General features: G+C 66.1%; 17 protein-coding genes. 4 read left to right on the plus strand and 13 right to left on the minus strand.

The genetic code is table 11. The features are described from left to right. Positions 1–130: 130 nt before the first annotated feature. The gene (locus BVG12_RS07715) at positions 131–1,081 is read left to right on the plus strand and encodes a tetratricopeptide repeat protein (RefSeq protein WP_075791920.1); all 951 of its coding nucleotides are present in this window, start codon (positions 131–133) and stop codon (positions 1,079–1,081) included. 47 nt (positions 1,082–1,128) lie between these two features. Here the strand turns inward: BVG12_RS07715 and ppsA are convergent, their stop codons facing one another. Beyond that, complete coding sequence (gene ppsA, locus BVG12_RS07720; protein WP_229503980.1) at positions 1,129–3,486, minus strand: phosphoenolpyruvate synthase; 2,358 nt, start codon at positions 3,484–3,486, stop codon at positions 1,129–1,131. Between the two features lie 378 nt (positions 3,487–3,864). Between ppsA and ppsR the strand changes: the two genes are divergently transcribed. Then, complete coding sequence (gene ppsR / locus BVG12_RS07725) at positions 3,865–4,713, plus strand: posphoenolpyruvate synthetase regulatory kinase/phosphorylase PpsR (RefSeq protein WP_075791922.1); 849 nt, start codon at positions 3,865–3,867, stop codon at positions 4,711–4,713. A gap of 21 nt (positions 4,714–4,734) precedes the next feature. On the opposite strand, the gene BVG12_RS07730 is transcribed toward ppsR, so the two are convergent. After that, positions 4,735–5,112, minus strand: coding sequence for a winged helix-turn-helix transcriptional regulator (locus tag BVG12_RS07730; protein WP_075791923.1), 378 nt, complete (start codon positions 5,110–5,112; stop codon positions 4,735–4,737). Positions 5,113–5,197: 85 nt separating this feature from the next. Here BVG12_RS07730 and BVG12_RS07735 point away from each other — a divergent pair, with 85 nt between their 5' ends. Continuing rightward, positions 5,198–6,361 carry an alkene reductase gene (locus BVG12_RS07735; RefSeq protein WP_075791924.1) on the plus strand — a complete coding sequence of 388 codons (1,164 nt, stop codon included), beginning with the start codon at positions 5,198–5,200 and terminating at the stop codon, positions 6,359–6,361. Further along, positions 6,358–7,080 (plus strand): SDR family oxidoreductase, encoded by a 723-nt coding sequence (locus BVG12_RS07740; protein ID WP_075791925.1) that lies wholly within the window; start codon positions 6,358–6,360, stop codon positions 7,078–7,080. Before BVG12_RS07735 ends, BVG12_RS07740 begins: the two co-directional genes overlap by 4 nt. 18 nt (positions 7,081–7,098) lie before the next feature. Here the strand turns inward: BVG12_RS07740 and BVG12_RS07745 are convergent, their stop codons facing one another. From BVG12_RS07745 to ispC, 11 genes are all read right to left on the minus strand, one after another. Continuing rightward, positions 7,099–8,310 (minus strand): EAL domain-containing response regulator, encoded by a 1,212-nt coding sequence (locus tag BVG12_RS07745; protein ID WP_075796253.1) that lies wholly within the window; start codon positions 8,308–8,310, stop codon positions 7,099–7,101. Between the two features lie 51 nt (positions 8,311–8,361). After that, positions 8,362–9,162: a TrmH family RNA methyltransferase gene (locus tag BVG12_RS07750; RefSeq protein WP_075791926.1), complete on the minus strand. Its 801-nt coding sequence runs from the start codon at positions 9,160–9,162 to the stop codon at positions 8,362–8,364. Continuing rightward, positions 9,159–9,824 carry a ribonuclease HII gene (rnhB, locus tag BVG12_RS07755; protein WP_083684755.1) on the minus strand — a complete coding sequence of 222 codons (666 nt, stop codon included), beginning with the start codon at positions 9,822–9,824 and terminating at the stop codon, positions 9,159–9,161. Before rnhB ends, BVG12_RS07750 begins: the two co-directional genes overlap by 4 nt. Next, entirely contained in the window at positions 9,821–10,903 is a 1,083-nt protein-coding gene (lpxB, locus tag BVG12_RS07760; RefSeq protein WP_370662842.1) for a lipid-A-disaccharide synthase, read from the minus strand. Before lpxB ends, rnhB begins: the two co-directional genes overlap by 4 nt. 58 nt (positions 10,904–10,961) lie before the next feature. Continuing rightward, positions 10,962–11,750 carry an acyl-ACP--UDP-N-acetylglucosamine O-acyltransferase gene (lpxA, locus tag BVG12_RS07765; protein WP_075791928.1) on the minus strand — a complete coding sequence of 263 codons (789 nt, stop codon included), beginning with the start codon at positions 11,748–11,750 and terminating at the stop codon, positions 10,962–10,964. Continuing rightward, positions 11,750–12,238: a 3-hydroxyacyl-ACP dehydratase FabZ gene (fabZ, locus tag BVG12_RS07770; protein ID WP_075791929.1), complete on the minus strand. Its 489-nt coding sequence runs from the start codon at positions 12,236–12,238 to the stop codon at positions 11,750–11,752. Before fabZ ends, lpxA begins: the two co-directional genes overlap by 1 nt. Beyond that, positions 12,235–13,293 carry a UDP-3-O-(3-hydroxymyristoyl)glucosamine N-acyltransferase gene (lpxD, locus tag BVG12_RS07775; protein ID WP_075791930.1) on the minus strand — a complete coding sequence of 353 codons (1,059 nt, stop codon included), beginning with the start codon at positions 13,291–13,293 and terminating at the stop codon, positions 12,235–12,237. Before lpxD ends, fabZ begins: the two co-directional genes overlap by 4 nt. 90 nt (positions 13,294–13,383) lie before the next feature. Further along, entirely contained in the window at positions 13,384–13,908 is a 525-nt protein-coding gene (locus BVG12_RS07780) for an OmpH/Skp family outer membrane protein (RefSeq protein WP_075791931.1), read from the minus strand. Between the two features lie 35 nt (positions 13,909–13,943). After that, positions 13,944–16,304, minus strand: coding sequence for an outer membrane protein assembly factor BamA (gene bamA, locus BVG12_RS07785; protein ID WP_075791932.1), 2,361 nt, complete (start codon positions 16,302–16,304; stop codon positions 13,944–13,946). Positions 16,305–16,427: 123 nt separating this feature from the next. After that, a complete protein-coding gene (gene rseP / locus BVG12_RS07790; RefSeq protein ID WP_075791933.1) occupies positions 16,428–17,768 on the minus strand; it encodes an RIP metalloprotease RseP in 1,341 nt (446 codons plus the stop codon). Between the two features lie 28 nt (positions 17,769–17,796). After that, a complete protein-coding gene (gene ispC, locus BVG12_RS07795) occupies positions 17,797–18,984 on the minus strand; it encodes a 1-deoxy-D-xylulose-5-phosphate reductoisomerase (RefSeq protein WP_075796255.1) in 1,188 nt (395 codons plus the stop codon). Positions 18,985–19,063 lie beyond the last annotated feature (79 nt).

The raw sequence follows: 19,063 nt of genomic DNA on the forward strand, positions 1-19,063 counted from the left end.
AAGGGTTGCTGCTATCCTGCGCCGACCTCGTTTGACCGATATCGCATCTCGGTCCGGTCACCGGGGAAGATCAATTTCCAAGCGGAAATGAAATTTGATAATGCGCTGTATTGCCCACCTGGAGATTGCCATGTTACAACGCCTGCTCGCCGCTTTCCGCCCCCGCAACCCTGCCGCGCCGGCGCCAGCCACGCACGACGCCATTGCGGCGTATGACGACCAAGGCCGGCAGGTGATGATGCCCAGGGCCGAGTGGCGCGACAAAGTCCTGCATCCGCAACTCAAGCAGCACTGGAACACGCCGGATGCGTTGTACGGCACGATTCAATCCGCGCTGTCGGACGGCTTCGCGCGGGAACTGATGACGGCGGCGGCCCGCCTCGTGGAGATCGACGACCGGCCGGAACGCAGCCACGTCACGCATGGCATCGTCCTGCTGGAAAGCGGACGGCCGGACGAGGCCGAAGCCGTGCTGCAAGCCGGCATCCGGCTCATCGGCGAAACGGCCGCGCTGCTGACCAACCTGGCCAAGGTGACGCACGACCGGGGCGACACGGCGGCGACGTCCGACCTGCTGCGCCGCGCCGTGCGGCTCGATCCCAACTTCGAACATGCCTTGAGCGGCTGGCTCGCCGTCGAGCGCGAGCGCGCGGGCGAGGCCGGGAGCCTGGCCGCGCTGCGCGAGGCATGCGGCATGCCAAACAGCTGGCGCGCGCGGGTCCTGCTGGCCCGGCACCATCTGGCCGCGGGCGACCTGCCGGCGGCTCGCGAACAGTACACGGCCGTGCTGGCGGCGGCCGACGTGGACGGCGGCGCGCTGATGACGATGTCCGCCGACCTGGCCCGGCACGGCCATACGGGCCTGATCGTCATGCTCGTGGGCCCCGTCTACGAACCGGCCAAGCACGGTCCGCAGGCCGGCTTCAACCTGCTGCGCGCCTGCCTGGAAACGGAACGCGTGACCGAAGGCGAGGCACTGCTCGCGCGCCTGCGCCCGCTCGCGCCGCCGTCGTTCACGCGCCATCTGGACGAGTTCCAGCGGGCGTTCCGGCGATTGCACGCCACGGAAGCGCACGCATAAAAAAACCGCTGCCGAGGCAGCGGTTTTCTCATCGAGCGTTCAGCGGCTTATTGCATCGACGCCAGCTTCTGCCACGTATCGATCACCGAGTCCGGATTCAGCGACATCGACTCGATGCCCTGCTCCATCAGCCAGACGGCGAAATCCGGGTTGTCCGAAGGACCCTGGCCGCAGATGCCGATGTACTTGCCCTGCGCGCGGCACGCCTTGATCGCCAGCGACAGCATGGCTTTCACGGCCGGATCGCGCTCGTCGAAGTCCTTGGCCAGCAGCTCCATGCCGGAGTCGCGGTCGAGGCCCAGCGTCAGCTGCGTGAGGTCGTTCGAACCGATCGAGAAGCCGTCGAAGTACTGCAGGAATTGCTCGGCCAGGATCGCGTTGGACGGCACTTCGCACATCATGATGACGCGCAGGCCGTTCTCGCCGCGCTTCAGGCCATACTTCGCCAGCAGGTTGATGACCTTCTCGGCCTGGCCCAGCGTACGCACGAACGGGATCATGATCTCGACGTTCGTCAGGCCCATCTCGTCGCGCACGCGCTTCATCGCCATGCATTCCATCTCGAACGACTCGGCGAAGTCCTCGGCCAGGTAGCGCGCGGCGCCGCGGAAGCCCAGCATCGGGTTCTCCTCGTCCGGCTCGTAGCGCGAACCGCCGATCAGCTTCTTGTACTCGTTCGACTTGAAGTCGGACAGGCGCACGATGACGGGCTTCGGCCAGAACGCGGCGGCGATGGTCGCCACGCCTTCGGCCAGCTTGTCGACGTAGAACGCGCGCGGCGACGCGTGCCCGCGCGCCACCGATTCCACGGCCTTTTTCAGGTCATTGTCGATGTTCGGGTACTCGAGGATCGCCTTCGGGTGCACGCCGATGTTGTTGTTGATGATGAACTCCAGGCGGGCCAGGCCCACGCCGCCGTTCGGGATGGCCTGGAAGTCGAACGCGAGCTGCGGGTTACCGACGTTCATCATGATCTTGACCGGGATCTTCGGCAGCTCGCCGCGCACGGATTCCGTCACTTCGGTTTCCAGCAGGCCGTCGTAGATCTTGCCCTCGTCGCCTTCGGCGCAGGACACGGTCACGAACGTGCCGTCCTTCAGCGTTTCCGTCGCGTCGCCGCAGCCGACGACGGCCGGCACGCCCAGTTCACGGGCGATGATCGCCGCGTGGCAGGTACGGCCGCCGCGGTTCGTGACGATGGCGGAGGCGCGCTTCATGACCGGTTCCCAGTTCGGGTCGGTCATGTCGGCCACGAGCACGTCGCCCGGCTGCACGCGTTCCATTTCGGACGGATCGTGGATGACGCGGACCGGACCGGCGCCGATCTTCTGGCCGATCGCGCGGCCACTCGTCAGCACGGTGCCCGTGCCCTTCAGCTTGAAGCGCTGCTGGGAATCGGTCGCCTTCTGCTGCGACTTCACCGTTTCCGGACGCGCCTGCAGGATGTACAGCTTGCCGTCGCGGCCGTCCTTGCCCCACTCGATGTCCATCGGGCGGCCGTAGTGCTTCTCGATGATGACGGCGTACTTGGCCAGCTCGACGACCTCGTCGTCCGTCAGCGAGTAGCGGTTGCGCTGCTCGACCGGCACGTCGACGGTCTGCACCGAGCGGCCCGCCTTGGCTTCCTTCGTGAATTCCATCTTGATCAGCTTCGAGCCGATGTTCTTGCGGATGACGGGCTTCTTGCCCTGCTCCAGCATCGGCTTGTGCACGTAGAACTCGTCCGGGTTGACGGCGCCCTGCACGACGGTCTCGCCCAGGCCATAGCTGGACGTGACGAACACGACGTCCTTGAAGCCGGATTCCGTGTCGATGGTGAACATGACGCCGGCCGCGCCGGTATCGGAACGGACCATGCGCTGCACGCCGGCCGACAGGGCGACTTCGGCGTGCGTGAAGCCCTTGTGCACGCGGTACGAGATGGCGCGGTCGTTGTACAGCGACGCGAACACGTGCTTCATCGCTTCCAGCACGTTGTCGATACCGACGACGTTCAGGAACGTCTCCTGCTGGCCGGCGAACGAGGCGTCCGGCAGGTCTTCCGCCGTGGCGGACGAACGGACGGCGAACGACACTTCGGTCTCCGAATCGGCGACGAGGCGGTCGTAGAAGCTGCGGATGTCCTGTTCCAGGCGCGGCTGGAACGGGGTGTCGACGATCCACTGGCGGATTTCCGCGCCGGCCGCGGCCAGCGAACGGACGTCGTCGATGTCCAGGCCTTCCAGGCGCTTGGCGATGCGCTCGCCGAGGGAATCGCCGCCGTCGACCGAGTGGTTCAGGAAGTCGCGGAAGGCTTGCGCCGTGGTGGCGAAGCCGCCCGGCACGCGCACGCCGGCTTCGGCCAGCTGGCTGATCATCTCGCCCAGCGACGCGTTCTTGCCGCCGACCGACTCGACGTCGGTCATGCGCAGGTTTTCGAACGACGCGACATACACGCTCGCGTCGGCCGCCGCGGGATCGGGCGCCTTCAGTACTGCATTCGACAGGTTAGTCATGGTAAAACACCTTTTTGATGATGGAAATCTGTACGGCGGAGCGGCCGACGGCCCGATTCCGGACAAGCCTGGCGAGGCAGCGGCGGCGGGCCGGGCGCTTCCGTGCGGACACACGTGCGCTCCTGGCCGGCTTCGCGCGGCAGGCAGGTCGGTTTTCGGGGGATTTCTTGTTATTCTTGGCGTCGTACAGCACAATCTCACAACCCGTTGCCGAGCATTTTACCCCGTGCGACTGGGTTTCACAGCCCTGAGGCTGCAACTTTGTCATTCTCTGTCCAAAAAAACATCATGTCCCTCCCGAGCACCCCCGCCGATCCGAGCGCAGCGCGCACCGTTTTCTTTGTTTCGGACGGCACCGGCATCACGGCGGAAACCTTCGGCCATGCGGTGCTGAGCCAGTTCGAGATGCGCTTCCGGCAGATCCGCCTGCCCTTCATCGACACGATCGAAAAAGCCTACGAGGCCGCCCGCCGCATCAACGATGCGGCCATCGCCGACAACCAGCGCCCGATCGTGTTCTCCACCCTCGTCAAGCACGACCTGTCGAGCGTGATCCGCGCCGCGCAGGGCATGCACATGGATCTGTTCCAGACGTTCGTCGCGCCGCTCGAGCAGGAATTGCGGGTGAAGTCGACGCACACGATCGGCCGCATCCACAACGTCGTCGACACCGAGGAATACAAGAACCGCATCGAGGCCATCAACTTCTCGCTGGCGCACGACGACGGCCAGTCGCACAAGAACCTGGCCGATGCGGACGTGATCCTCGTGGGCGTGTCGCGCTCGGGCAAGACGCCGACGAGCCTCTACCTGGCGATGCAATACGGGATCAAGGCGGCGAACTACCCGCTGATCCCGGACGATTTCGAGCGCAACAAGCTGCCGTCGGCGCTGCCGCCGTTCAAGCACAAGATCTTCGGCCTCACGATCACGCCGGAGCGCCTGTCGGAGATCCGCAACGAGCGGCGCGCGGGGAGCAAGTATGCGTCGCTGGAGAATTGCCGCTACGAGGTGAACGAGGCCGAGCGGCTGATGCAGCGCGAAGGAATCCGGTGGCTGTCGTCGACCACCAAGTCGATCGAGGAGATTTCGACGACGATCCTCCAGGAGATCAAGCCGGACCGCAGGGAGTACTGACGCCTCCGTCCATCGCGGCGCCTACCTGGCGCGCGGCCGCACCACCGCTTCGCACGGCAGCAGGCGTTCCAGATCGTCCTGCTGCTCGGCATGGTGCGTTCCCCATTCGATGAGGGACGCCAGCAGCGGCCGCATGCTCGCGCCGAGCGGGGTGAGCAGGTACTCGACACCCTGACGCTCTCCCCGGCTGGGCCGCCGCATGACCATTCCATGTTCTTCCAGGGTCCGCAACTGCTCGATCAATACCTTTTGCGCGATACCGGCAATACGCTTTTCGAGTTCGCCCGTTCGTTGCGGCCCATCCAGCAGCACATGCAGGATGACTGCTTTCCAGCGCCCCGACAGGACGCCGAGCGCGCGTTCGACCGGCAGTCCGGGCAGCTTCTTGATGATCTTCATTCGTCCACTGACTCATTGGTGTGTAGATCGGGCGACGGTCGAACACTAAGCTCTGGTTTCGTTCCAACCGAACCGACGAGAGCTAATGATAGACCTGTTTGATTCCTTTTTCATGGGCGGGACCGTTCCGCTCAAGAACCGCATCGCGATGGCCCCGATGACGCGCACGCGTACGTCCGACGGCGACATCCCGAATGCGCTGATGGCGACCTACTACGCGCAGCGGGCAAGCGCCGGCCTGATCGTCACCGAAGCGACCGACGTCGCGCCATCCAGCAAAGGCTATGCGATGACGCCCGGTATCCACACCGACGCCCAGCGAGACGGCTGGCGCGAGGTGACCCGACAAGTCCATCGGCACGGCGGCACGATCTTCCTTCAACTGTGGCACGTCGGCAGGATGGCCCATTCATCGCTCATGCCCGACAACGAGGCCCCCTGGGGAGTCACCGCGGAGCGGGCCGATGCCGCCGTCTTCGCCCACCGGCCGGACGGCACGCTGGGCCATATGGCCGCCAGCGCCCCGAGGCGCCTCTCCACGGGTGAAGTCGCGGCCCTGACGGACACCTTCGCCTCGGCCTGCGCTGACGCGCGGCAGGCCGGCTTCGACGGCGTCGAACTGCACGCGGCGAACGGTTACCTGTTCGACCAATTCGTGAACTCGGTGCTCAACACGCGCACCGACCGCTATGGCGGCAGCCGCGTCGAGGACCGGACGCGCTTCCTCCTCGACGTCGCCGCCGCGGCCGTGCGGGAGCTGGGTCCGGGCCGCGTCGGCGTCCGCCTATCGCCATTCGGCCGGTTCAACGCGATGCCCGCCGACCCGCTCGCCGAGCAGACCCTCCTGTACCTGGCCCGGGAGTTGGGCCGCCACGGCGTCGCATACCTGCACCTGGTGTATGAGCTGATGCCTACCGAAAATATGGAGGTCGCCGAATTCACGGCGCGCCACCTCGATCACGCGTTGCTGGCGAAGGTGCGTGACGCGTTCCCCTGGACGATCATCTGGTGCGGCGGATTCACCGACCGTGCGGGCGCGCAGAACGCGCTGGACACGGGCCTCGTCGACGTGATCGCCTTCGGCCGGCCGTACATCGCCAACCCGGACCTGGCCGAGCGCCTGCGCAACGGCTGGCCCCTGGCCGCCGCCGCCAGGTCTGCGTACTACACGCGACGCGACGCGGCCGGCTACACGGACTTCGCCCCCTACGCCAACGACGGCACGACAACACGAGAGGACTTGCAATGAAAAAACGCACCTTCCTGATTTCCGGCGCCAGCAAGGGCATCGGCCGGGCACTGGCCGAACGCCTGGCCCGCGACGGCCACCACGTCGTCGGCCTGGCGCGCAACGCGGACGATCCGCGGTTCCCGGGCACGCTGTTGTCCGTCGACCTTGCGGACGAGGCGGCGACGGCACGCGTCCAGGCGGAGGTTGGCCGGGAACACGCGATCGACGGCGTCGTCAACAACCTCGGCTTCATCCGACTGAACAAACTGGGCGACATCGATCTGGGTGAGCTCGAAGAGAGCCTGCGCCTGAACCTGCGCCCGACCGTCCAGGTGACGCAGGCCATGCTGCCGGGTATGCGCGAGCGCGGCTGGGGACGTATCGTCAACATGTCCAGCCTGGTCGTCCTGGGCATGGCGGAACGTTCGACCTATGCCGCGGCGAAGAGCGCCATGATCAGCTTCACTCGTACATGGGCGCTGGAACTCGCGCAGACCGGCATCACGGTGAACGGCGTCGCGCCCGGGCCGACCGAAACCGAAATGTTTCGTCAAAACACCAAGCCGGGCAGCGATGCGGAGCGCCGCTACCTGACGGCGGTGCCGATGGGCCGCTTCGGCAAACCTGACGAGATCGCCGCTGCCGTGGCGTTCCTGTTGTCCGATGATGCGGCATTCATCACCGGACAAACCCTGTTCGCCGATGGCGGCGCGTCGATCGGCAAGGCGCCGTTCTGATCGGCACCCCGCACATCGTCAGAAGAAATGGCGCCAGTCTTCGAGCCACCCGGGGAATTCATCCGCCGCCATCGGATTGGCGATGTGATACCCCTGCGCGTACGTGCACCCGAGCCCCTGCAGGAAATCCCAGTCCTGCCGGGTCTCCACGCCGACGGCGACCGACATCCGGTCCAGGCTGTGCGCGAGCCCCATGCACGATTTCAGCACGGTGCCCAGCGGCCGCTTCTTCGACGCGCCGTCGACGAACGAGCGGTCGATCTTGAGTTCGGAGAACGGGATGCGCGCCAGGATCTGCAGGTTCGAGCGCCCCGTGCCGTAGTCGTCGATCGCGAGGCCGAAACCCATCATGCGCAAGCGCACGAGGCGTTCGATGAAGTCGACGTCGAAGCTCAGAATCGACGATTCCGTCATCTCGAACGTCAGGTAGTCGGGCAGCACGCCGTGGCGCTGCATCGTCGACGCCACCTGGCGGATGAAGTTCGGATGCGCCAGCGTTTCCGGCGCCAGGTTCAGCGAGATGGAGATCGGGATGCCCTGGTCGTGGTAGCGGCGGCAGCGCTCCACCGACATCTCCAGCATCGTCCAGTCGAGGAAGTCGACCCGGTTGTTCTGCTCCAGCGCCCCGATGAAGGCCGATGGACCCAGCATGCCGTGCTCGGGATGGCGCCAGCGGGCGAACGTCTCCAGGCCTTTCACCTGCCCCGTCGCGAGTTCGATCTTGGGCTGGAAGAACGGTTCGAACTGACGCTTCTGCAGGCCGACGCCCACTTCGGCGAACGAGAAACTGGGGCCGGGCGCCGGCGCCGGCGCGGGGCGCGGGGCCTGGTAATTGTCCAGCAGGCCGCGCAGCTTGGTGCTCGTGACGGGCTTGGCGATCGTCCCGAGCAGGTCGACGCCATGCGCCTGCGCGAGGCTCTCGACGGAAAACAGCACGCTGGCCGGCTGGGCGCCCACGACGATCAGGCGCACGGTCGACTTCAGCGCCGCGATGGCGCGCAGCAGTTCGAGGCCATCCATGCCCCCCAGGTCGAGGTCGATGACGGCGACGTCCACCTTCGGCGTGAAGCTGGCCTGCAGGGTGCGCAGGGCCATCGGGCCGTCCGGCACGTCCGTGACGCGCGTGGCGCCCACCTGGGCGAGCGCCTCGATCAGCGCGCGGCGCTGCACCGGGTCCGCTTCCGCGACCAGGAAATGCAAAGACTGCAACTGCGATTGCCCAATGTCCATCATCACTCCGTCGTTACCTCCACGAAGCGTAACCGAACCGGCAGGTCGCGTCTATGCCCCCTGTTGCTGGCGCAGCTGTTCGAAGAAGCATACGGCCGCGCAGGCGGCCACGTTCAGCGATTCCACCGCGCCCGCGTGCGGGATGACGACGCGGTGCGTGGCGAGGTTCAGGAGCGTGTCCGACACGCCCTTCCCTTCGTGGCCCAGCAGCCAGGCGACGGGACGGGACAGGTCGACGTCGTAGATCCGTTCGCTCGCATAGCCGCTCGTCGCGAGCACGGGCACCCGCGCCGCGCGCACGAGCGCCGCCAGGTCGACGTTCTCGAAGATCTCCAGCACGAAATGGGCGCCCATCGCGGCCCGCAATACCTTCGGCGACCAGATCGACGCCGTGCCGGGGCTGCAATACACCTGCCGGATGCCGGCCGCGCCGGCGCTGCGCAGGATCGAACCGGCATTGCCGGGGTCTTGCACGCCGTCCAGCAGCACGGCCGATTGCACCAGCGCTTCCGGTGTCGCGGGCCGCGGCGTGTCGACGAGGAACAGCAGATGGATGCCGTGTTCGACCTGACTCAGCGCGCCGAACAGCGCATCCGGCAGCGAAATCACGGTCGACTGGGCGGACGCCCGTGCCGCTTCCACGCGGTCGACGATGGCGGCCACTTCGGGATTGGCCAGCGCGCCTTCGGACACGATGCAGTGCAGCGGCTGGCCGATCAGATCGAGGTAGGCCTGGCACAGGTGCACGCCGTCCAGCAGCGAACGCCCCGCCTTGCGCAGCGCGTGGCTGCTGCCGGCGAGGTGCTTCAGTTCTTTATAAAACGGGTTGTCGCGCGAGGTGACACTCTTCATGCGAACTCCCCGAACAGGTCCGGCTCGATCAGCGCCCGCACGGGCGCGAAGCTGCGCCGGTGCACGGGACTCGGGCCATGCTCGCGCAGGCGCGCCAGATGCAGCGCCGTCGAGTAGCCCTTGTGCTGGTCGAACGCGTATTGCGGATAGGTCTCGTGCAGCGCGACCAGAGCGGCGTCGCGCGCCGTCTTCGCGAGGATCGACGCGGCCGAAATCGCATGCACCTTGTCGTCGCCCTCCACCACCGCGTGCGCGCGGATGTGCGGCGCGAACTGCGGGCAGCGGTTGCCGTCGATGAGGGCGATGGTGGGCACGGTCGCCAGCTGCTCGACCGCGCGGCGCATCGCCAGCATCGTCGCCTGCAGGATGTTCAGCGTGTCGATTTCCGTGTGCGAGCATTCGGCGATGGCCCATGCCAACGCGTGCGCCTTGATGAGCGGGGCCAGCTCGTCGCGCCGCGCTTCCGTCAGCTTTTTCGAGTCGCGCAGGCCCTCGATCGGCCGCGCCGGATCGAGGATCACGGCGGCCGCGAACACGGGGCCGGCCAGCGGGCCGCGCCCGGCCTCGTCCACGCCGCAGACGATGTCCTCGAGCGTGAACGGCCGGTTCTTCACGGGCAGGCCTGGGTAGAAATTGACCGCCTTCGTTCTCGTGTTTCTCATGCTTTGCCTATCACCTGCAGCACGGCGCGGGCGCTTTCGCGCGCGCTGTCGCGCAGCAGGCTGTGATGCATTTCGGTGAAGCGCTCGCGCAGCTTCACCCGGTTGTTCTCGTCCTCAAGCTGGAACCAGAGGGCGTCCGCCAGCGCTTCCGGCGTGGCCGCGTGCTGCAGGAATTCCGGCACGACGAAGTCGCGCGCCAGGATGTTCGGCAGCCCGATCCACGGCAGATACCCCATGTTCCGGATGAGCAGCCACTCGGCCTGCAAGACCTTGTACGCGATCACCATCGGCTTCTTGAACAGCGCCACTTCCAGCGTGGCGGTGCCGGATGCGGCCAGCACGGCGTCGGCCGCCGCGATGCACGCATGCGATTCGCCGTCGATGAGCTGCAGCGGGACGTCCTGCAAGCCGGCTTTCGCCACCAGCTCCATAAAATACGCCTTCTGGCGCGCGCCCGCCATCGGCGCGATGAAGCGCACGCTGGAATCGCGCGCCGCCAGCAGCTTCACCGTGCGGACGTACGGCTCCGTCAGGTATTTAATTTCCGACATGCGGCTGCCCGGCATGACGGTCACGACTTTCGCAGTCTCGGGCAGGCCGAGCTGGCGCCGCGCGGCCGCTACGTCCGGCACCAACGGAATCGTCTCCGCCAGCGGATGGCCGATGTACGTGACGGGGACGCCGGCCTTCTGATAAATCTCTTCCTCGAACGGGAAGATCACGAGCATGTGCGACACGGCGCGCTGGATCTTCTTGATGCGGCCGCCCCGCCACGCCCAGATCTGCGGGCCGACGAAGTGCACGGTCGGGATGCCGGCCGCGCGCAGCTGTTCTTCCAGGCCGAGATTGAAGCCGGGGTAGTCGGCGCCGATGAACGCGGCCGGACGTTCGGCCAGCAGGCGGTCGCGCAGGCGGTTCTGGATGCCCTTCAGTTCGCGGTAACGCATCAAGACGGGCAGCAGGCCGCGCACGGTGAGCGTGTCCATCGGGACGTCGGAGACGAGGCCCGCTTCCAGCATCCGCGGGCCGCCGATGCCGGAAAACGATACGCCCGGCAGATGCGGCTTGAGGCCTTCCATCAGGCGCGCGGCCAGCAGGTCGCCGGAGACTTCGCCGGCCACGAGGGCGAGCTTCACGTCAGCGCACGATCCCACGGGTCGTCGTGTCGAGGAACTCGCGCATCGCGCGAATCTGCGGCGCGGCGTCGCCGGCAGTGCCTTCTTCCTCCGCCAGCTTCGCCTTCGCCTCTTCCAGCGTGAGGCCGGAGCGGTAGATGTGCTTGTACGCGCTGCGGATGCCGTTGATCTGCTCGCGCGTGAAGCCGCGGCGCTTGAGGCCTTCGATGTTCACGCCGTGCGCCTCGGCCGGGTTGCCGGAGACGAGGACGAACGGCGGCACGTCCTGCGTGAGGCTCGTGTACATGCCGATGAAGGCGTGGGCGCCGATCTTGCAGAACTGGTGCACGCCGCAGTAGCCGGACAGGATCGCCCAGTCGCCCACGTGCACGTGGCCCGCGAGCTGCGCATTGTTCGAGAAGATCGTGTTGCTGCCGACCTGGCAGTCGTGCGCAAGGTGCGTGTACGCCGACATCCAGTTGTCGCTGCCGAGGCGCGTCACGCCCGCGTCCTGCGCGGTACCGAGGTTGAACGTGCAGAATTCGCGGATCGTGTTGCGGTCGCCGATCTCCAGGCGGGTCGGCTCGCCGGCCCACTTCTTGTCCTGCGGGGCGGCGCCCAGCGACGCGAACTGGAAGATGCGGTTGTCGCGGCCGATCGTCGTGTGGCCTTCGATGACCACGTGCGGCCCCACCACGGTGCCGGCGCCGATGCGCACGTCCGGACCGATGATCGAATACGGGCCGACCTCGACGGAGCTGTCCAGCTCCGCCTTCGGGTCGACGATCGCGCTCGGGTGCACCTTGCTCATCACTGCCCCGCTTTTTCGTTTGCCCGGATGGTGCACATCAGTTCCGCTTCGACGGCGACCTTGCCGTCGACGCTCGCGGTGGCCTTGTACTTCCAGATGCCGCGCGACGTGCGCAGGATCTCGACGTCCATCTTGAGCTGGTCGCCCGGTTCGACGGGGCGCTTGAAGCGCGCGTTGTCGATGCCGACGAAGTACACGACGGAGTTCTCGTCCGGCTTGACGTTCATGGTCATGAACGACAGGATCGCGGCCGTCTGCGCCAGCGCCTCGATCATCAGCACGCCCGGCATCACCGGCTTGTGCGGGAAGTGGCCGTTGAAGAATTCTTCGTTGACGGTCACGTTCTTGATGGCGGTGATGGTCTTGCCCAGTTCATAGTCGACCACACGGTCCACCAGCAGCAGCGGGTAGCGGTGCGGCAGGTATTCCTTGATCTCGTTGATCCCCAGGGTTTTCGCGCTGTTGGCGTTAGTAGCTTCGGTGGTCATTTTTGTTCTGGTGCTTGTGTGAGTTGTTTGATCTGTTTTTCGAGGCTGCGCATCTTCTCGCGCAGCGAGGACAGGTTGCGCACGATGGCGGCGCTCTTTTCCCATTCGGCGTTCTTGGCCAGCGGATAAAAGCCGGTGTACTGCCCCGGTTCCAGCACGGAGCGCGACACCATGCTGCCGGAGGAGATGTGGACGTTGTCCGCGATTTCCAGGTGGCCCAGCACCATGGCCGCGCCGCCGAACGTGCAATTCTTGCCGATCTTCGCGCTGCCGGCTACCCCCACGCAGCCGGCCATCGCCGTGTTCGCGCCGATGCGGCAGTTATGGCCGATCTGGATCTGGTTGTCGAGCTTCACGCCATCCTCGATGACGGTGTCGTCGAGCGCACCGCGGTCGATGGTCGTGTTGGCGCCGATGTCGACGTCGTCGCCCAGCAGCACGCGGCCCGTCTGCGGGATCTTGATGTACACGCCGTTCTCGCGCGCGAAGCCGAAACCGTCGGTGCCGATCACGGCACCCGAATGCAGGATGCCGCGCTTGCCGATCCGGCAGCGCGCATGGAACGTCACGTTCGCGAACAAATGCGTGTCCTCGCCGATCTCGGCGTCGCGGCCGACGAAGGAGCCGGCGTCGATGCGGACGCCCGCTGCGATCACGGCGCCCGCCTCCACCGTCACGTTCGGGCCGATGTGCGCGCTCGGATCGATTCGCGCCGTGTCGTGCACGACGGCGCTGGGGTGGATGCCGGCCGGCGGCACGATCTCGTCCAGCGCCGCGAAATACTGGGCGGCGCGGGCGAAGTAGGCGTAGGGATTGGTGGTGACGATGCGCGCGCCGGCGTAGGTCGTGGCGACGGTGGCGTCGTCGAGCGGCGAGACGATCAGCGCCGCTGCCTGGCTCTGTGCGGCCAGCGCGCGCAATTTACTGTTGCTGAGAAAGCTGATGTGCGAATCGCCGGCGCTATCGAGCGGTGCGATGCCCTGAACCTCGAGGTTCGGGTCACCCACCAGCTGCCCACCGAAGCGTTCGACCAAATCACCCAGTCGAGTGCCCATCGTGGTCGTTCCGTAAAAGAAGTGAAAACTGCCGGCCGCTCATCAAGCCGGCCGGCGTCCAGAGCCGTGTTGGCCTACTTGCTCGCGCGCTTACTTGTCGAGCAGTTTGAGGATGCGATCGGTGATGTCGATGCGCGGACTGGTCCAGATGGCTTCCTGCAGCACGACGTCGAGATGGTCCTGCTCGGCCACCTGTTCGATCAGTTTATAGGCTTTCTGCGCGATGGCGGCGCGCTCCTCGTTCTTCCGCTGGAACAGGTCCTCGTTGTACTCGCGCTGCATGCGCTGCACATCCTTTTCCATGTCAAGCAGTTCGCGCGTGCGCTTGGTGCGGTCGACGTCGGACAATTTCGGCGCCTCGTCGTCGAATTTCTCGCGGCTTTGCTTATAGCGCTGCAGCATGTCGTCGACCTGCTTCTGGCGCTTGGAGAATTCGGCCTGCAGCTTCGCGTCCGCCGCCTTGGCCAGCTTGGACTCGGTCATCAGGCGTTCCGTGTAGACGAATCCGATGCGGCCCGGCGCAGCGGTCTGCGCGGACGTCTGCGCCATCGCGCCGGCACACAGCAGCGCCAGCACCAGGCTACGCGGCAGCGAGGCTAACGATTTTTTCAACATATTCTTCGCAATCCTTGTTCTGGGCGATGGGCGGATCAGAAACCGGTACCCATCTGGAACTGGAAGCGCTCCAGGCGGTCGCCCGGCTTCGCGTTCAAGGGCTTAGCATAACTCAACTTCAGCGGGCCCACCGGGGAAATCCACGACAGGCCGATACCCGCCGAGTAGCGCAGCTGCGACGTGCGGATCGGTTCGTGCTCCTGGAAGACCTGGCCCGTGTCGGCGAAGGTGAACCAGCGCAGCGAGCGGTCCTGGCCGCTGCCCGGGAACGGGAACTGCAGTTCGGCGTTACCGATCACGCGCTTGGCGCCGCCCAGGGCGTCGTACGTGAACGGGTCGACGATACCCAGCGACGAACTTTCGTAGCCGCGCACCGAGCCGATGCCGCCGCCGTAGAAGTTCTTGAAGACCGGGTACGAGTGACCGCCGAGGCCCGCGCCGTAGTCCAGTTCACCCTTCAGCGCCAGCGTCATCCAGCGCGTGATCGGACGGTACCACTCGTGGTCGTAGACGATACGGTAATACTTGGCGTCGCCGAGGAAGTCGACTTCCAGGTTCGCGCGCTGGTAGCGGCCGCGCGTCGGGGTGATGGCGGAATCGCGCGAATCGCGGCCCCATGCCACGGTGAACGGGATCGCGTTCGTCGTCGCGGTGCCGACGCCCGTGCTCTTCGCGACCGCGTCCTTCGAGTTCTGCATCACGAACTGCTTGTACAGGGTGGGCGAGCTCTCGTCCGTTTCGAGACGCGTGCGTTCCACGCCGGCGCCGAAGTAGACGGTGTCGATTTCCGAGAACGGTACGCCGAACGTCAGGTTGCCGCCCTGCTGGCGCACGGTGTACGAACCGATGTTCAGCGCCGGCGGACGCGACGTGCGCAGGTACAGCTGGAACGCGCGCGAGATGCCGTCGTCCGTGAAGTACGGGTTGGTCTGCGCGAACGAGATCGTGCGGTTGTAGCGGCTCGTGTTCAGTTCTACGCCGACGGTATTGCCGCTGCCGGCGAAGTTGGCCTGCGTGACGGATGCCGTGAAGGTGAATTTTTCCGCCTGCGAGAACGCGCCGCCGACCATGAAGTTACCGGTCGGTTTTTCGACGACGGCGATGTTCACGTCCACGGCGTCGTTGGTGCCCTGCGCTTCCGGCGTCTCGACCGTCACGTCCTTGAAGTAGCCGAGGCGGTCGACGCGGTCGCGCGACAGCTTCACCCGGTTCGGGTCGTACCACGAGCTCTCGAACTGGCGGAATTCGCGGCGGATCACTTCGTCGCGGGTGATCGTATTGCCCGAGATGGTCATGTGGCGCACGTACGCGCGCTTGCCCGGGTCGACGAAGAACGTGAAGGCGACTTCGCGCTTCTCGCGGTTGATCTCGGGGTTCGCGGTGACGTTCGCGAACGCGTAGCCGAAGCTCGCGAGGCGGTCGGCGATGCGCTTGTTCGACGCTTCCTGCAGGTCGCCCGAATAGGTCTGGCCCGGCTTCAACAGAATCAGGTTCTTGAGCTCTTCCTCGCGGCCGAACATCTCGCCGTCCATCTTGACGCCGGAGACGGTGTACTTCTCGCCTTCCGTGATGTTGATGGTGAGGTAGATGTCCTTCTTGTCCGGGGTGATCGAGACCTGCGTGGACTCGACGTTCACCTCGAGGTAGCCGTGATTCAGGTACCACGACTTGATCGATTCCAGGTCGCCCGTGAGCTTCTGCTTCGAGTACTGGTCGGCCTTCGAATACCAGGTGAACCAGCCGGACGTGTTCAGCTGCAGCAGCGCGCGCAGCTCCTTGTCGGAGAACGCCTTGTTGCCGACGATGTTGATCTGCTTGATCTTGGCGACGTCGCCCTCGTCCACGTTGAACATGATGTTCACGCGGTTACGCTCGATCGGGGTGACGGTGGTCGTGATCTTGACGCCGTACAGGCCATGCGACAGGTACTGGCGCTTGAGCTCCTGCTCGGCGCGGTCGACCGACGCCTTGTCGAAGATCTTGGTCTCGCCCACGCCGATTTCCTTCAGCGCCTTGACGAGCATGTCCTTTTCGAATTCCTTGGTGCCGGTGAATTCCACCGAGGCGATGGCCGGACGTTCCTCGACCAGCACCACCAGCACGCCGTTTTCTTCTTCCAGGCGGATGTCCTTGAAGAAGCCGGTCGCATACAGCGCCTTGATCGCGGCCGTGCCTTTTTCATCGTCGAAGGTCTCGCCCACGCGCACCGGCAGGTAGCTGAACACCGTGCCTGCCTCGGTCCGCTGGATGCCTTCGACCCGGATGTCCTTCACGACGAAGGGAGCGACGGCGGCAGCGTGGCCGGCGCACAGGGCCAGCACGGCTGCGCCGATCATGCTGCGACGGGAGGGCAAGGCAAAGCGCGATTGGGCAAAACGTTCGGGTTGTAAATTCATCGGTTAGATCAATGGGTCAGTCATTGGACAACGTTACGTATTCTTCGCCGGGGCTTGTACCACCTAAGCCGGACACTCCGATGCCCGCCGCGGGCGCAGCGTAGGTATCGGAGTGCCGTGTGTTCAGAGCAGCCGCACCAGGTCGTTGAAGACGGCAAGCGCCATCAGCATGAACAGCAGGCCCACCCCGGCACGCTGCGCGATCTCGCCGATCCGCGCGGGCAAGGGTCGCCCGGTCAAAACTTCCAGCGAATAATACAGCAAATGGCCACCGTCCAGAACGGGAATTGGTAACAGATTCATTACGCCCAGGCTGATGGAGATGAACGCGATGAACTCCAGGAAGGGCTCCAGCCCCGAGCGGGCGGTCTGTCCGGCGACGTCGGCGATGGTGATCGGACCCGTCACGTTTTTCAGCGAGACCTCGCCCACGATCATCTTGGCGATCATCTTGACCGTCATCGCGCTCGTCTCCCACGTGCGCTGCGCCCCCTTCGCCAGCGCATCGAGCGGGCCCGCCTTCACGGTCACCATCTCCGGCGCCTGCGCGATCATCAGTTTGACCAGCCCCTTGCCCGACTGCGGGTCGCGGTCCGGCGTGAGCGCGAGCATGAGCTGCTGGTCGCCCCGCTGCACCCCGACCTGCAGGGTCTTGCCGGCCGCGCCGCGCACCGCCTCGATGAAGGCGATGCCGTCCGTGATGGCTTTACCGTCGATGGACGTCACGAGGTCGCCCTGGCGCAGGCCCGCGCGCGCGGCGGCGCCGTCCGGCAGCACCTTGTCGATGACGGGCCGCGGGCGCCACAGCTGCATGCCGAGCGCGCCCAGCACGTCGCCGTCGACGTCCAGGCTCGCCATGCGGTCGGCCGGCAGCACGGCGCGGTAAGTGGCCGTGCCCGTCCCGCGCAGGGTCAGTTCGGCCGCGCGCTTGTCGATGGCCGCGCGCACGATTTCCCAGCGCAGCTCCGTCCACGATTGCACGGGGCGGCCGTTGACGGCCGTGACGACGTCGCCGCCGCGCACGCCCGCCATGTACACGGCGGACGTCGGCGCCATGGCGCGCAGGCGCGTGCCCGGCTCCTCTTTCCCGTGCATGAACAGCGCGGCCATCACGAGGATGGCGAGGATGAAGTTGGCGATGGGGCCCGCCGCCACGATGGCGATGCGCTTCCATACGTTCTGGTGCGTGAATTCGCGCGGCAGGTCGCGGTCGTCGGTGGGCGCGGTCGACGGATCGCGCGCGTCGAGCATCTTGACGTAGCCGCCGATGGGCAGCGCGGAGATCGCCCATTCCGTCTGGTCGGGGCCGAAGCGGCGCGACCAGACGATGCGGCCCATGCCGATCGAGAAGCGCAGCACCTTCACGCCGCACAGGCGCGCGACGACGTAGTGGCCCAGCTCGTGGAAGATGATCAGGGGGCCCAGCGCCAGGATGAACGCCAGCAGGGTGTGGATCAGGTTCATGACTTTCTCCCGTCAGGGCCCGCAGGATTTATGCTGACAACGCATGCACGATGCGTCCGGCCGCGGCGCGGGCACGCGCGTCCTGGGCCATCACGGCCTCGATGCTGGAAGCCGCGCCGTGCGGGTTCTCGTCCATCACGCGGCGTACGACGCGGTCGATGGCGCGGAAGCCGATGCGGCGCTCCAGGAAGGCTTGGACCGCGACTTCGTTCGCCGCGTTCAGCAAGGCCGGCGCCGTACCGCCCGCGCGCAACGCGTCGAACGCGAGCGCGAGGCATGGGAAGCGGTCGAAGTCGGGCTTGTGGAAGGCCAGCGCGGCGAGCGTCGTCAGGTCGAGCTGGTCGACGCCGGACGCGATGCGTTCCGGGTAGGCGAGAGCGTGGGCGATGGGCGTGCGCATGTCCGGGTTGCCCAGCTGGGCCAGCACGGAGCCGTCGACGTACGACACCATCGAGTGGATCACGCTTTGCGGGTGGATGACGACGTCGATCCGGTCGGCCGGCGCGCCGAACAGCCAGTGGGCCTCGATCACTTCGAGCCCCTTGTTCATCATCGTGGCCGAGTCGACGGAGATCTTGCGGCCCATCGACCAGTTCGGATGCTTGCAGGCTTCCTCCGGCGTGACGTGTTCCAGCGTCTCGACGGCGCGCTGCAGGAACGGACCGCCCGATGCCGTCAGCAGGATCTTGGCCACGCCCGCCGCGTCCGGCGAACGACCCGCATGACTCGTATAGTTGCCCGGCAGGGACTGGAAAATGGCGTTGTGCTCGGAGTCGATCGGCAGCAAGGTCGCCTTGTGTTCCTTGACGGCGTCCATGAACAGCTGGCCGGACATGACGAGCGCTTCCTTGTTCGCCAGCAGGATCTTCTTGCCCGCGCGCGCGGCCGCGAGCGTGGGCGCGAGGCCGGCGGCGCCGACGATGGCGGCCATCACCGTGTCGGTGTCGGGACTGGACGCGATCTCGCACAGCGCCGCCTCGCCATGCGCGACGTCGATCGCCAGGTCCGCCAGCAGCTCGCGCAGGCGCGCGGCAGCCTCCGGCGAGCCGACGACGGCGCGCTGCGGACGGAACGCGCGGCACTGCGCGGCGAGCGCGTCCACGCGTTCATGCGCGGACAGCGCGTAGACACGGTATTTGTCGGGATGACGCGCGAGCACGTCGAGGGTCGAGACGCCGATCGAACCGGTGGCGCCCAGAATAGTGATGCGTTGCATGTTGCGTTCCATTGTCAAGGTCGCTCCAACATGGGCCGGCGCCGGAGTTGATTTACGCCACGGCGATGAATCATTCTGG

Origin of the sequence: Massilia putida, assembly GCF_001941825.1 — a bacterium.
Lineage (GTDB): Bacteria > Pseudomonadota > Gammaproteobacteria > Burkholderiales > Burkholderiaceae_D > Telluria > Telluria putida.